This window comes from Chryseobacterium edaphi (genome assembly GCF_025628985.1).
In the GTDB taxonomy this organism is placed as follows: Bacteria; Bacteroidota; Bacteroidia; order Flavobacteriales; family Weeksellaceae; genus Chryseobacterium; species Chryseobacterium edaphi.
In genome coordinates this window covers 790,122-804,776 of the sequence record NZ_JAOTEM010000001.1, presented here as the reverse complement: position 1 = coordinate 804,776, position 14,655 = coordinate 790,122, and the positions used below count along the sequence as shown (strand labels likewise).

15 protein-coding genes are annotated in these 14,655 nt (G+C 33.8%); 7 read left to right on the top strand and 8 right to left on the bottom strand.

All coding sequences use genetic code 11. The features are described 5' to 3' along the window. The first annotated feature begins 240 nt into the window (after positions 1–240). From NZ698_RS03765 to NZ698_RS03750, 4 genes are all read left to right on the top strand, one after another. Positions 241–456 (top strand): hypothetical protein, encoded by a 216-nt coding sequence (locus NZ698_RS03765; protein ID WP_263001752.1) that lies wholly within the window; start codon positions 241–243, stop codon positions 454–456. 156 nt (positions 457–612) lie between these two features. Continuing rightward, positions 613–1,635, top strand: coding sequence for an LLM class flavin-dependent oxidoreductase (locus NZ698_RS03760; RefSeq protein WP_263001751.1), 1,023 nt, complete (start codon positions 613–615; stop codon positions 1,633–1,635). A gap of 109 nt (positions 1,636–1,744) precedes the next feature. Then, entirely contained in the window at positions 1,745–2,341 is a 597-nt protein-coding gene (locus tag NZ698_RS03755) for a Crp/Fnr family transcriptional regulator (protein WP_263001750.1), read from the top strand. 327 nt (positions 2,342–2,668) lie between these two features. Then, positions 2,669–3,340, top strand: a complete 672-nt coding sequence (locus NZ698_RS03750) for a DUF6766 family protein (protein WP_263001749.1) — start codon at positions 2,669–2,671, stop codon at positions 3,338–3,340. Positions 3,341–3,361: 21 nt separating this feature from the next. Here the strand turns inward: NZ698_RS03750 and NZ698_RS03745 are convergent, their stop codons facing one another. After that, positions 3,362–3,775, bottom strand: a complete 414-nt coding sequence (locus NZ698_RS03745) for a hypothetical protein (RefSeq protein ID WP_263001748.1) — start codon at positions 3,773–3,775, stop codon at positions 3,362–3,364. Between the two features lie 431 nt (positions 3,776–4,206). Between NZ698_RS03745 and NZ698_RS03740 the strand changes: the two genes are divergently transcribed. Further along, positions 4,207–5,391 (top strand): glycosyltransferase family 2 protein, encoded by a 1,185-nt coding sequence (locus NZ698_RS03740; RefSeq protein ID WP_263001747.1) that lies wholly within the window; start codon positions 4,207–4,209, stop codon positions 5,389–5,391. Here NZ698_RS03740 and NZ698_RS03735 read toward each other — a convergent pair. From NZ698_RS03735 to NZ698_RS03705, 7 genes are all read right to left on the bottom strand, one after another. Further along, positions 5,361–5,945: a class I SAM-dependent DNA methyltransferase gene (locus NZ698_RS03735; RefSeq protein WP_263001746.1), complete on the bottom strand. Its 585-nt coding sequence runs from the start codon at positions 5,943–5,945 to the stop codon at positions 5,361–5,363. The genes NZ698_RS03740 and NZ698_RS03735 overlap by 31 nt on opposite strands. Continuing rightward, on the bottom strand, positions 5,945–6,670 hold the full coding sequence (locus NZ698_RS03730; protein ID WP_263001745.1) for a PIG-L deacetylase family protein: 726 nt from the start codon (positions 6,668–6,670) through the stop codon (positions 5,945–5,947). Before NZ698_RS03730 ends, NZ698_RS03735 begins: the two co-directional genes overlap by 1 nt. Beyond that, complete coding sequence (locus tag NZ698_RS03725; protein WP_263001744.1) at positions 6,651–7,853, bottom strand: acyl-CoA dehydrogenase family protein; 1,203 nt, start codon at positions 7,851–7,853, stop codon at positions 6,651–6,653. The genes NZ698_RS03730 and NZ698_RS03725 overlap by 20 nt, the downstream gene beginning before the upstream one ends. A 467-nt stretch (positions 7,854–8,320) precedes the next feature. After that, positions 8,321–8,917: a Crp/Fnr family transcriptional regulator gene (locus tag NZ698_RS03720; protein ID WP_263001743.1), complete on the bottom strand. Its 597-nt coding sequence runs from the start codon at positions 8,915–8,917 to the stop codon at positions 8,321–8,323. A 243-nt stretch (positions 8,918–9,160) separates the two neighbouring features. Then, complete coding sequence (locus tag NZ698_RS03715; RefSeq protein WP_263001742.1) at positions 9,161–10,339, bottom strand: hypothetical protein; 1,179 nt, start codon at positions 10,337–10,339, stop codon at positions 9,161–9,163. Beyond that, positions 10,326–11,432: a UDP-galactopyranose mutase gene (glf, locus tag NZ698_RS03710; protein WP_263001741.1), complete on the bottom strand. Its 1,107-nt coding sequence runs from the start codon at positions 11,430–11,432 to the stop codon at positions 10,326–10,328. The genes NZ698_RS03715 and glf overlap by 14 nt, the downstream gene beginning before the upstream one ends. Continuing rightward, complete coding sequence (locus tag NZ698_RS03705) at positions 11,425–12,552, bottom strand: glycosyltransferase family 1 protein (protein WP_263001740.1); 1,128 nt, start codon at positions 12,550–12,552, stop codon at positions 11,425–11,427. Before NZ698_RS03705 ends, glf begins: the two co-directional genes overlap by 8 nt. Positions 12,553–13,138: 586 nt before the next feature. Between NZ698_RS03705 and NZ698_RS03700 the strand changes: the two genes are divergently transcribed. Together NZ698_RS03700 and NZ698_RS03695 are read left to right on the top strand one after the other, a co-directional pair. After that, positions 13,139–13,444 carry an ArsR/SmtB family transcription factor gene (locus tag NZ698_RS03700; protein ID WP_263001739.1) on the top strand — a complete coding sequence of 102 codons (306 nt, stop codon included), beginning with the start codon at positions 13,139–13,141 and terminating at the stop codon, positions 13,442–13,444. A 48-nt stretch (positions 13,445–13,492) separates the two neighbouring features. Next, positions 13,493–14,476, top strand: a complete 984-nt coding sequence (locus NZ698_RS03695) for a zinc-dependent alcohol dehydrogenase family protein (RefSeq protein WP_263001738.1) — start codon at positions 13,493–13,495, stop codon at positions 14,474–14,476. Positions 14,477–14,655 lie beyond the last annotated feature (179 nt).

The following is a 14,655-nucleotide window of genomic DNA, read 5'->3' as shown; positions in this document are numbered from 1 at the left end:
GTGAGCAAACTTATTAATTAAAATACAATATTAACGCTGCTTTTTTGATCATAGAAAAAAACAATATTGCTAGTTTTTAAACATATTAATATCAATTTAAGTAATATAAAATTAGTGTTTACAGGAATTAAAGATCCAAATAATTTACAAATCTGGAATTAAGGTATAAAAGTTATAAAGGAAAAGAATTATATAAGTTTATATTTGTATTCATAAATCTTTATTAATAATTGAAAAAGAATGGACGCAGTAGAAATGGAAAATCAAATTCTAGAGATCGTTAGAAAAAAACATATTGAAACCGGTGGAAATAACGGTAATTTTTTCGGTGATTTTGATCAAATTCTGAATCTTCCAATTCCCGAGAGAAATGCGTTTCTGCAAAATATGGTCAATAGAAAATTGATTGCCATTCGCGAAGGCAGTAATGCAAGAATGATCATGCTGCCAAAATAAATGAGCAATTTTAATTATTTATCAACAAAAATTGTAAGTATCAGAAGCTTCATCTAGCATTTATATATTATTAAAAAACCTTTTACATTTAACGCCGCATTTAATAGTTACATTTTGTAACTTTGAGGAATATTCATATTTAAAAATATAATTCCTATGAAAAATGCTATATCCTACTCCATTTTAGAACTTGCGATTGTTTCTGAAGGAAATACATTTAAACAGACTCTGAACAATTCACTGGAATTAGCAAAAGTTGCAGAGCAATATAACTATACACGCTATTGGTTTGCAGAACATCATAATTCCGGATCTGTGGGAAGCAGTGCAACATCAATATTAATTGGTTATGTTGCTGAAAATACCGAAAAAATAAAAGTAGGTTCCGGTGGTATAATGCTTCCCAACCATTCTCCCCTGATTATCGCAGAGCAATTCGGAACGCTTGCGCATTTATATCCCGATAGAATTGATTTAGGCTTAGGCAGAGCTCCCGGAACAGATACATTGACTGCACAAGCTATCCGTATCGATTTTATGAAAGCTGCGCACTCATTTCCTAGGGAAGTAGAAAAAATTCAAAATTATTTTTCTTCAGATAATAAAAATTCTAAAGTCAGAGCTGCTATTGCTGAAGGAACAGAAGTTCCGATCTATATTTTGGGCTCAAGCACCGACAGTGCACATCTTGCAGCAGCCAAAGGTTTACCTTATGCTTTTGCCAGTCACTTTGCCTCAACTCATCTGATGAATGCTTTGAATATTTACAGAAAAGAATTTTCACCTTCTGAATTCTTACAGAAAGCTTATACTATTGCAGGAGTAAATGTCGTGATTGCGGATACTGAAGAAGAAGCCGAAAGATTGTACACCTCACTGATCAGAATGTTTTTTGGTGTTCTTACAGGAAATTCTCAACCATTGCATCCACCAACAGAAATGACTGAAGATCTAAAGGACGTGATGAATCATCCAAGTTTACATCAAATGCTGAAATACTCTTTCGTCGGAACAAAGAAAACAGTAAAGGGTAAGCTGCAGGATTTTATTGCTGAAACACAAGTGGATGAACTTATTATGGTATCCACAATCTATTCGATTGAAGATCGAGTAAAATCTGCAAAATTATTTGCTGAAGTGATGATGGAAATTAATGACGAAAGATTATTAGCAAATTGATCTTCTGAGTGTTGAGGATTATTTAAAGTAATTCTAACACAGTTATTTTATAGTTGATTAAAAACTGATCTATCTTAAAAATTTCTATCTTAGTAGAAAAATAATCAAAATGCTTGTAGATACTGATTTGCTATTATCTTTTGGGGGTACTTCTCATAATTTTAATACCAACGAAACCATATTTTTTGAAAATGAAACTCCAAAATATTATTATCAAATAGTTTCCGGTAATGTAAAATTGAACTATACCGATGAAGATGGACGAGAACTTATTCAAAGTCTGCTGACTGATGGAGAAAGTGTCTGTGAGCTTTTGCTGTTTGTAGACGAAAAATATCCGGTAAATGCAGTTGCTATCTCAGAATGTACTGTGATCAGAGTAGCAAAGGAAGAATTTTTAAAAATGTTGAAAGATCATCCTAAAGCATCATCAGACGTTCAGAAATACATCTCTAAAACCCTGTATCAAAAATTTATAATGATGCAGAATATTGCATCTCCATCCGCTGAGAAGAGAATCAGAGGTACTTTACAGTATTTTAAAAGTTTCAGTGATAACGAAGCAGCATATTCTTATGAAGTTAAACTGACGCGAAAACAATTTGCCTGCATAACGGGTTTACGGACAGAAACCGTCATCAGATATTTAAAAAAACTTGAAAAAGAGGAAGTAGTAAAGATAGAAAAAGGAAAGGTTTTTTATTAAACCGCCAACTGCATTATCTGGTTATAATTTTTTATAACCTATTAGAAATTCTTCTATCTCTATTCAACGGTGGAAGAATTGTTGTTTAAATCAGTAAATGCTGAATCTCCCGGTTATTCTGCATAGTTCTTTATTCCGTATTATACACTTCCCTATCTTTTTTGTAGTGCTTTAGTAAATATCAATTCATTATTAAATTTTAGTTCTTACTCATTCATATTAATGATTATCTTTATTACTGTGAAAAGTCAGATTTGCAATATTTCGAAAATTAGAAAGAGGACTTTTCAATTTTTTATTTCATAACAATTTGCCGATATACATATTATGAAAAGTTTAAAATCAAGAGAAAAAAATAATTTTTTCTACAGAAACGGATTGAGTATTGTCGTATTAAGCTTATTTATATTATTTCTCTTTTTTCAGTTTATTACCGGTTGGCATGTTAAAAACAGTGAATTGGCTGAAGTTAAAATGCCACCATTATCACTATATCAATATTTTTGCAGTCCGCATTTTATGCAGGCAACGTTTGAAAATTGGGAAAGTGAATTTCTACAAATGGGAATGTATGTTCTTTTGACTATATCATTACGACAAAAAGGTTCTGCCGAATCAAAATCTCTTAATGAAGAAGAAGATGTTGATCAGGAACCTACTGCTCATAAAAATGCGCCATGGCCTGTTAAAAAAGGAGGAATTGTACTTTCAATTTACAAGCATTCGCTTTCTATTTCGTTTTTGATATTATTTTTACTGAGCTTTATATTTCATTTTATAGGAAGTTTTAATAACTATAATGAAGAGCAAATTGAGAAGCATCTGCAAACCTTGAAATGGAATGATTATATCTTAGATTCCCAGTTTTGGTTTGAATCTTTTCAGAACTGGCAAAGTGAGTTTCTCGCCGTTGCATCGATTGTTTTGCTGTCAATCTGGTTCAGAGAAAAAGGATCTCCGCAATCAAAACCTGTTGATGCAGCACATGATGATAATTAAGTTTTTAAAATTTAACTTTATTTAGATTTCTCTGAATTTTCGCTGGTTCCATTGTCTGATCAAGACCTTTCCGTCTTCGAACCTGTAAAAACATGTTTCTTTCTCTTTCTCATAAGGTCTGATTAAAGTAAAGCATTCACCTTCCGGTAGCTCAATGATCTCATGGATCGTATGTGCTGATACGAAATGTGCAGTACCTTCTTTTCTGTGATGAATTGAGGAAGTGTAAGTACCGTCTTCAAGAATTTCATAAATCCTTTCTACATAACTTCCTTTTAAAATATGAGTTGTAAAACTGAAAGGATGATCATGAATATGCTCATTTTGATCTTTCTCACTAAAATGGTGAATCACTGCATCGAACGGCAAACCTCTTAAATGATGTTTCATAAAAACAGCATTCATTTTTTCACGTTTGATCTTTATGTTAATCATATTTTTAAAATTTATTGGTATGGTTTCTGAACTTTTTTAAAAATAAAAACTTCTTTATAGTTTTTCGTTCAAAATAGAGAATTAGCAACAGATCGATGGATTTTTTTGATTCATAATCCTACTGTAACATTGTATAAAAATAATAAAAAAAAGGCAGTTTAGACGTGGGGATTACTTTTTGTTTTAAAAAAATCACAGATATCTATTATCGCTATTTTTAATACAAATAAAATTAAAAAAAATGATCAATTAGTTTTCTTTAATAAACTCATTGGTATTAGAATTGTAAATATCTCAATAATCCATCTTTAGGAAATATAATGGATACAATTGATTTTCTCTTAATTGATTTAAAGCTGAAAATTGAATTTATTGAAAAATTTCAGCTTATCCTGAAAATATAAATGTCTATTGGACTAAAAAAAATTTAGATGAAAAATCCCACAGAACATTTTAGTGATTCATTATTCTCACAATTAAAAATTTTGCCTACTGTAAAATCAAGTATTGTCATTCCTGTAAAAGATGAAGAGACATATATTCTAAAAACACTTTCTTCGTTTGCTAAGCAAATTGATTTGTTTGGTGACGAGATAAATCCTGAACTGTTTGAGATTTTGATTTTAGCTAATAACTGTTCTGATCGTTCAGTAGCAATTATAAAAGATTTTCAGCACAATCATCCACAGCTTAATATTTATTTGGAAGAAGTCACCTTATCGCCTGTCCATGCAAATATTGGATATGTACGCAGAAATTTAATGGAATGTGCCTACTCAAGACTTTGCAAAAATGGTGGCGGTATTATTCTGACAACTGATGGCGATACAATGGTCGCACCCGACTGGATTTCACAGACGCAACAGGAAATTTATAATGGTGCAGAAGTTGTTGGAGGCAGAATATTACTATCTGAAGATGAACTTGCTGGCTTGGATGAATTTACACTTCTACATCATTTAAAAGACGAAAAATATCAGCTTCTCATTGCTGAGCTGGAAGGAAAAATCATCAATTCCGAATACGATCCTGTTCCGAGACACCATCAACATTTTAATGGTAGCTTTGCAATTACTACTGAATGCTATGCAAAATCTGGAGGAGTTCCCGTAGTAAATCATCTTGAGGATTGTGCTTTTTTCGAAAAATTAGAAGGTATCGATGCGAAAATTCGCCACAGTCATCAGGTAACTGTTTATACTTCTGCGAGATGTATCGGCCGTGCAGAAGTTGGTCTGTCATATCAGCTTAATGTCTGGAAAAATTTAGGGAATCATATTGATGAATATTTTGTTGAATCCTGCGATTCCATTGTCAACAGGTTTACTCAAAAAAGAAAACTGATGAAATTGTGGAAATCAAAAGATGTAGCACAGTCAGATTTTAATCAAATAATGAATAAAATCGCACCTGAAATTATTGTAGAAGAAGAAATTTACACATCCTTCATCAACACCCGTTATTTTGGAGAATGGTATAGAAAAGTGAATCAGCTGAAACAGTTGAATAGTAAAAACAGATTTCCAGCCGTTCATATTGATAAAGCCATTGAAGATTTACAGACAAAGGTTCAGGACTATTCCAATCATAATTTCGCCCAAACATCAATTCTGTAAGTTTCTGCTCTGTTTTTAAAAACATTTTTCATTTTATCCTGCATCAATCTTTCAAAGGTGTCATGTACTTCGTCGCCTGTTTGTGGATAATCATGAACTTCGGGCAACCAGTGTACCAGGACAATATTTCCGTTAAGACTCAACCTGTCATATAGACTGCTTATGGCAAATTCCCAATCTGCTGACGACAAGTAATAAGCAACTTCCGAAATCATAATCAAATCATATTGATCTTCAGGAAGTTCTTTAGGAAAACTCATCTTTCGAAAAGATACGTTTTTTAATTTTTCACAACGTTTAGCCGCAATATCCAATGCTTTCTGCGAAACATCGGTTGCGAGTAAATGAGTACTTTTTTGTGCCAGAAGCTGAGTAAGAACTCCGATAGAACAGCCAATTTCCAAAACATTTTCATACTGTTGTTTGGGCAGAGCTGCGATTGTTGCCGAATATTTTGCCGCCTCATACTCGCTGGTTTCAAAATTCCAGGGATCTTCATTGGCGTCATAAACATCTTTGAAGTATTCTGAATCTAAAGATTGTTTTTCGATCATTATTTGGAGATAAAAAAAGTTTCGTAAGGTACATTAAATTGATTGAGCATTTCCTGAGAAAGCCTGAATCCTTCGGGATCATCACTGATAAGATCCGTAATCTGAGAACGATGCTGCGATATAGCTTCCTGCTTTTTGTCAAGTACGCTGCTTATATTTAAGCGGAAAGGCATCGACTCATCATTGGTAGGTGCATCTCCGGTTTCTCCTAATTCATGAAGCCAGATCGGATATTCATAGATTTTTGCGTTCAAAGTATCTGCAGTGTTAATTAATTGAAAAGCCGCTTGATGATCCGGATGTGGATCTCTGCGCCATGGGACGAAGATACTCTGCGGTTTGAGCATACCTATCATTTTTGATATATTCGTCACAGCTCCATCAAAACCTTCATCGTTAACTGAAGGCACACTTCGATCTTTAAACCTGCAAAAAATAATATTCTCTGCCAGTACGCCGAGAATTTCAGCAGCGTTCAGCAACTCTTCCTCACGTAGATCTCTCAGCTTTTCAGCTGGAAATTCTTTGCTGTTCGGATGTGATAATGTTCCATCGCTGAGCAGTAAAATATATACTGTCTGTCCATATTTTCGCAACAACGAAATGACTCCTCCACAACCCAAACTTTCATCATCTGCATGGGGAGCAACAATAAGTGTTGTTCCGAATCCTGTGACACATTGCTCCGGAGCCAATGGTGTATTCTCAAAATTTATTTGATTCATTTTTTTTCTTTTTATTAAAGTTTACATTCCAGATTTCACTGGCGGGAAAACTCGATTGTAACAGATGTCCTCCAATATCTCCCAATACCGCATCGGGAGCAGGTTGTCTTAAATAAGTGCTGAGATCACGAATGATTCTTTCAAAATGATAAGGTTTATTAAGTCCGCGAGCGCCGACACATTTCTGACAAAGATTCATGACCTCAATGCATATTTGCTCAATAGCAGTCCGCATCATGTTGGCATAGATGATAAAACCATCACCCTTTCTTTTGGTCGGTTTTTTCATATATTGATCAAGTCGCATAGCTGAATTATTCAACCAATGATTCCCTGATTCTACTGCAATTGCCATTTGTCCCAATCTCATTTTTTGAAATGGGTCCTGTGTTCTATTCAGACTTACCAGATACTTTTTTGTTTCATCTAAAAGTCGTTCAGCTGCACCCAGTTGAACCGCTGCAAAACGTACTGCACCACCACTAAAACCAGGCTGAAGATAATATTCTCCTGCCGATCCCAATAAATTAATTTTTGTGATATGAGCTTTTGTAAATGTCATTTTAAAGCTTCTGCTTGCTTTCATGCCCATCGGATTCCACCAACTGGAGTCACTTTTTACTGTTAATTTATCTAACGGAACTACACACATTTGCCACGATCCATCTTTTTTAGCAGCAGTCACGATGGGTCGGGTTACATATTCACTTCCGGTGGCAAAAGTCTTTGAACCATTTAGATAAAAATTGCCTTTTTCTTTTTTTGATAAGAAAGTACCATCTTCGGCCTGAGTATTCCAGACGCCAAATAATCTTCCTTCAAATGCGTCTTCGGCAAAAAGTTTTTTCTGCTTCTCACTACCGAATTGATTGATTAAAATCTGAGCATTAATGTGTCCTTCCAACACTCTGCCCATAACCAAATTTCCTTTACCAATATTTTTCAGAACAGTAAGGAGTGCTAAATTTGTCCCTGCTTTCAATCCCAAATTTCTCCCACCATATTCTTCGTCGATACTAGCTGTTAAAAGTTTTGCAGATTTTAACTTTGCTAATGTAATTTCAGGAAATGAGTTGACAGAATCGGTTTCTGCTGCTTCGGTAAGAGATTCTTCTCCAATTATTTGAGCAGAATTGACTAAATCTGACAGTTTGGATTTATTTGATTTGGTGTTATTTTTCAAATATTTTGTTATAAAAGTTAATAGTATAAAGCTATGCAAAAAGATCAGTTTTCTGAGTATATTTAATTTCAATTAATCAGCAATGCTAAAGGTATGACAAAATGTTTTTAATTGTAAACAGATTGCGTATATCTAATAATTATTGAAAAGAAATGAAACAAGATTTAATGAAAGGACATTCTGGAAAAATATCTTCATGAGAACAAAAAATCTGAATTCATTGTAATAATAAGAACTTTTCTGCGTTTGAAAATTGCAAACTTATTGTTATCGTTTGTGTAATGATTGCTCATATAACAGTTTTTTAGATTGGTGTAGATCAAAACTAATCAGAAAGAAACCTGAAAACTATGACTCAGATCATATCCTGAAAAATAAGATTAACAGATTCTTTTCATCTGCAAAAAATCATCAGTTCTTAACAACTTTATTAATTTGTTTATCTAAATCATTCACAAACCTGACAATTAATAAAAAATTTTCCCACTGATTATTTTTACAATATCCTCACGTTCCATTTTTTTTATCACTCTGATCACTGTTTCTACACGAAGTCCTGTGAGTGAAGCAATTTCAAGACGTGTGTATGGAATTTGATAACAAAATTGTTCAGCTACTTGATGATACTGCTTCAAACAATCCATCACACATAAAACTTTACTGTAAGGATTTACTGATGACAAATTATTGAGCATGACGTACCGATAATGCATTCGTTGTGAGGTATACTGGTAAAGCTGATAGATAATATTTGCATTGCTGTTGACCAGATCAAAAAACTTTGACGCAAGAACTCTAATAATTCCCGAATCTGTCATTGCCACTGCATTTACAGGATATGGTCTGTCGGAAAATATAAACGTTTCCCCTAAAGAATGTCCTGCAGATGGAAAACTGTGAATGAATTCTTTGCCTTCCGACTGATAATTGTTGATTTTCACATTGCCATGCTTTATCTGAAAATAAAACTTTGGATATTCTAATTCTTTGAATATGAAATCATTCTTCCTAAAATTCACCAATTCACCTCCATACCGAAAGAGCAGATCTTCATCGATTAACATACTGAAAAAATTAAATACAATTAAAATTAAACACAAACTGCATAACGAAATATTAAATAAACTTATATCACTAATAAGTGTTATAAAACATACTCTTCAAAGGTAATATTATAAGGTGATTTGCAGGTATGATCTAGATCATAGCTTGTGAATTATAAATTATAAAATTAGTTTTTTGAGAAATATTAAAATTAAGCCTTCTTAAAAATTAAGAAGGCTTTGAACTTTATATCGCAGAAAAATTTAACTATTGACAAATAGTGAATTCAGTTGTTTTTCAAATGCATTTATTGCTGTTAAACTATCAAGATCAGCTACTCTTGTAAGATCTTTAGTATCATAAATATCCCAAATCCCACTGTGATGCCAATCATTCAAATCATCCCAGTCAGGACGGTCAATAAGCGGATAAAAGCAGCATCCAAAAAGAGGAAGTCCTGATTTTAATATAGAAATACATTCTTTCGTGATCGACCGAATCCATTTTGCGCGGTCTTCTCCGGGATGACTGGTTTCGGCAATAATAATTGGTCTTCCGTATCTTGCAAAAACAGTTTCAACTAATGTGTGAAGCGACCTGAATAAAGGATGTGGCGGCTCCTTTGCCCAAGGCAAAAATTCATGAGTTTCATTGATCCACTGATTGTCGTAATAATAATTAACGCCGATAATATCGAGATATTCCGGTTTGCCCCTAAGTTCCGGACACATTGCTCCTGACAATATATCGTGAACCTGAAATTGCTCAAAATGTTTCTCTTCGGCAAATAAAACCGCTTCGTTATTATTCGGATCATTAGAAACGATACTGATAAGAGGTTCAGTGATTAAAATTCTTACCGATGGATCAATTTCTTTCATCATTTCTATTCCTTCAATGTAGGCTTTCATTAAGGCATATTTCACTTCCCAACCTTGTCCGACGCAGTAAGGTGATGTTCCTCTCACATCACCACCTAACCAGGAAATAAAGCTGACTTCATTGATAGGAGTTACTATTAAAAGACCTTCGGGAACCAGACTTCGGTATTTAATAACGAATTCACGACATATGTGACTGAATCTTCTCGCAAACATCGGGTGAAGCGGAGTGAGATCATCTGGAAAACCAAAATGGCAAATATCCCATACTACCTGAATATTTTTCTCCTGAGAAACTTTAATGATTCGTTCGACTTCTGTCCAGTCATACTCATAAGGTTTTGTTTCGACTACACTCCAACGAATGCCTTCACGAACGGTTTTAATTCCGATTTCATTTAATTGATCGTAATCTTCTTCCAAAAAACGGTCGTGTCCCGATGTTTTGTACAAATCTACCCGCCTTCCAAAGGCATTTTGCTGATCTGCACACTCAAATCCTCCCATCAGAAAACTTTTGAAGGGATTGATATTTAACGGTAGAAAATCATTGCTGAACATACTCTTCTCTACTTTTTAACTTTCTGAAAAGTGCTAATGACTGTGCCACAACCTGATCCATATTGTAATACTTATACGTTCCCAAACGTCCAGTGAAAAATACATCGGGGTGATCTTCTGAAAGTTTTTTATACTGATTGTAAATTTCCTGATTCTGCTTTCTAGGAATCGGATAATAAGGATCACCTTCGGCTGTCGGATATTCATAAACAATAGTCGTTTTATCGTTTTTTTGTCCGGTTAAAAATTTAAACTCAGTAATTCTAGTATATAAATTTGAGGTTGGATAATTGACTGTTCCTGTTGCCTGATAATTTTCCTGATTCAAAGTTTCAAATTTAAAATCAATAGAACGGTACGGCAATTTCCCGTAGCAATAATCAAAATATGAATCAATAGGACCTGTGTAAATCAATGTTTTAAACGGAATGACATCAACAATATCTTTATAATCGGTCTGAAGCATGATATTGATATTTTTGTGGGACAGCATTTTTTTGAACATTTCTGTATAGCCGTTTTTCGGCATTGCTTGAAAAGTGTCTGTAAAATAACGGTCATCTTTATTGGTTCTTGTTGGAACACGTGCTGTAACAGAAGCGTCTAATTCTGAAGGATCGAGATCCCATTGTTTTTTGGTGTAGCCTTTGAAAAATTTCTCGTACAACTCTTTTCCAACAACATTTAAAACAACATCTTCGGAAGTCAAAATGGGATTTCTTTTTTCAGCTTTCGAAGCTAAAAAATCGGTGACCTCATCTGAAGTCAAATTTTTACCGTACAACTCATTGATCGTCGTAAGATTGATGGGAATAGGAACCAGCAAACCGTCAACGCTTCCCAAAACACGGTGTTCATAAGGTCTCCAATCGGTAAATTTTCCTAAATATCTAAAAACATCTTCGGAATTGGTGTGAAAAATATGCGGTCCGTATTTATGAATCAGAATTCCTTCCTCGTTGTAAAAATCAAAAGCATTTCCTGCAATATGGTCGCGTTTGTCAACGATTAAAATCTTCTTTCCTTCATTAGCAAGACGCTCTGCCAAAACTGCTCCGGCAAAACCGCAGCCTACTATTAAAAAATCATACATGGTTGATTTGCTTTTGGGTATTTGTAATCTGTTTGTTTCCTGTTTTTACTTCATTTATAAGCATATTCATCTTATTAAAAGTATGATCCCAGGAATCGTCTTCAAGAAAATGATCAACCGTTCTCAGCCAATGATCTCTTTCTGTATCGGCAAATATCTTTTCTGCAGCTGAAATGAAAGATTCAGAATCATCAATGATCTGTACCAAACCGGCAGTACCGTATGGATTGACAACATCTTTGATGGCTGTAGAAATCACGGGTTTTCCAGCAGCCAAATATTCAGGAGTTTTGGTGGGGCTAATAAATTCCGTTGATTCATTTAAGGCAAATAAAATCAACGCAATATCCCAATTTGCAATGTATTGAGGTAATTCGGAATATGTTTTTGAACCCAAATAATGAATATTGGAAGCTTGCGGTAAATCATCCTGATTGATTTTTACAACTGGGCCGATGATCACAAATTGCCATTCAGGACGTTTTTCGGAAACTTCACGGAGTAATTCAATATCAAATCTTTCATCGACAACTCCAAAAAATCCCAGTCTTGGAAAACCTATCGATTTTTGATCTTCAGGCTCATGCTGAAGGATTCTTGCTTGTCCGAAATGTGACTTATCGATACTGCTTGGCATTGCATGAATGTTGTGATGTCGGTTTTTCTTTGCCTGATAGAGAGAATTTCCACCCGTGAAAACTACATCTGCTTTTTTGAATAACTCTTCTTCCAACTGCAAAAGTTGTGGCGGAGCAAATCTGAACGCAGACAATTCATCCATTGAATCATAAATAATCGTTTCTGGATTGAGATGATCTGTAAATTGAAGTGCCATAGGAGTATAATACCAACTTACATAATTTTCAATATTATATTCCTGTAAAACCTGGGATATAAGATTTTTGATACGATCTGCTGTGGTATCATCATGATTGGCAACCAAAAGCTGAACAATGGAAACACCGTCCTGCATATCGACAATGTACATATCTGAATCTCCGATCCTTGGTTCTTCAAAATAAAATACCTGATATTGCTTTGAAAATCTTGTAAGAAGATGTTGTGGTCGCTGGAAAACAAAATTCCACGACAGATGACTAAAACATAATAAGTTCTGCATTTATTTAATGTGATTTAATTGTTTACAATTTAGTGACACCCATTAGATATTGTTATGATCATAATCATACGGATGAAATACTTATAAAATCATGAATTTAGATAAAGAAAATAGTTTGTTATGAGGTAAGTCATATAATCTTTGGTCTTTTAGTAATTAGCTTTACAATAAGTAAGAGAATAAGTACTTCGATTCATATTGCTTCTATTTTTACAATATAATTAAAGAATTAGATTAAATAAGAAATTTGTGTATTATTATAGAGTTATTTGATTTATTAAAGAAGAGAGTAATCGTAAGGTTGCTCTTTTTATTTATCAATAGTTTAATAAATTCTATTCTAATTATTTACATACTGCAAATTCCACCGGATTACTATACTTAAGTCAAATCAATTAATATGATGAAAATTAAAAGAAATTCAAGTGATGAACGAAGATTAAATAGTAAAAATATTCATTTCAGAAAAGAGGAAATAGATTTTCGTGCAAACAATTTCTCAACCAGAAACTTATCGCTACTTCATTCAAGCCAATATTTTTAATAAAAACTTGTAGGCATTTAGGAAATTACCTAAATTTGCATCATGGAATTATTAGAAGTGATTAAATCGTTATCCAATGAGACCCGTTTAAATATTCTTAAATGGCTAAAAGATCCGTTTGCATATTTTACTGCAGAAGAGCTGGGTGAAGAAACAAATGAATTGGGAGTATGTGTTTCGGATATTGCAAAGAAAGCAGGTATGTCTGTTCCTACTGTCTCTGATTATTTAAAAACGATGTCAGCTGCAGGTATTGTGATTGCCACCAGAAAAGGTCAATGGACGTATTATAAGAGGAATGAAAAATTAATCCAGGATTTAGCGACTCTTATAAAAAATGAATTATAAAAAAATTTATATTAATATTTAGATATTTACCTAATTAACTAAATTATTATGAAAGCAGCAATCTTAAAAGAATTTGGCTCTGTAGAAAAATTCGAAATTGTAGAAATCCCGATGCCAAAGCCAGGTTTTAGGGAAGTTTTAGTCAAAGTTATTGCAACCTCAGTGAACCCTCTTGATTTTCAGGTACGTCGTGGAGATTATAAGAATGAGCTTACGTTGCCCGTTATTACAGGTCATGATGTTTCCGGGATTATCGTAGAACTTGGCTCCGGAGTAGAAAACTTTAAAATTGGAGATGAAGTTTATTACACTCCGGAGATTTTTAAGGGACAAGGAAGTTATGCACAATATCACTGTGCCCATGAATCTATTATCGGACTCAAACCAAAAAACATCAGTCATCTTGAAGCGGCAACACTTCCTTTGGCAGCAGGTACTGCTTGGGAAATGCTGGTTACAAGAGCTCAGCTCAAAATCAATCAATCCATTTTGATTCACGGTGGTGCGGGAGGTGTAGGAATTCCTACGATTCAAATTGCAAAAGCTATGGGTGCTATCGTATATACAACTGCGAGAAAAGTTCATCACAAATTTCTAACTGAATTGGGAGCTGATTTTGTAATTGATTATGAAAATGAAAATTATCTCGATGTCATCATGCAATTGACTAATAATAAAGGCGTTGACGTTATCATTGATACATTGGGTGGAAATACCCTTTCAGAAAGTGGAAAAATTCTCAGTCAGATGGGACAGGTCGTTACATTGGTTGATATTGATAAACCTCAGAATCTGATTGAAGCTTGGGGGAAAAATGCCACTTACCATTTTGTTTTTACACGACAAAACAGAAATAAAATGGATGAATTAACGAAATTGGTCGAAAATAAAAAACTAAAACCTGTTGTCAATAAGGTGTTCTCATTAGAAGATATCGGTAAAGCTCATAGTTTATTGGAAACAAGAGCAGGTGATAAAGATTTATACGGAAAAATTGGAATTGAGATTGCAAGTGAAATGCCTTTAACTTAAAAAAAGATAATCATCTTTGAGATGCAGCCTGAAGTTTATTCTGCAAATTCTAGATTAAAAAACAAACACCAAAGTTTTCGGACATGGGTGTTTGTTTTTTAATCTTAAGAGTTCACAATTGCACTGTCTTTTTTCATTAGTGAAATTTTAAATATAAATTCGATCCAATGATCACTATT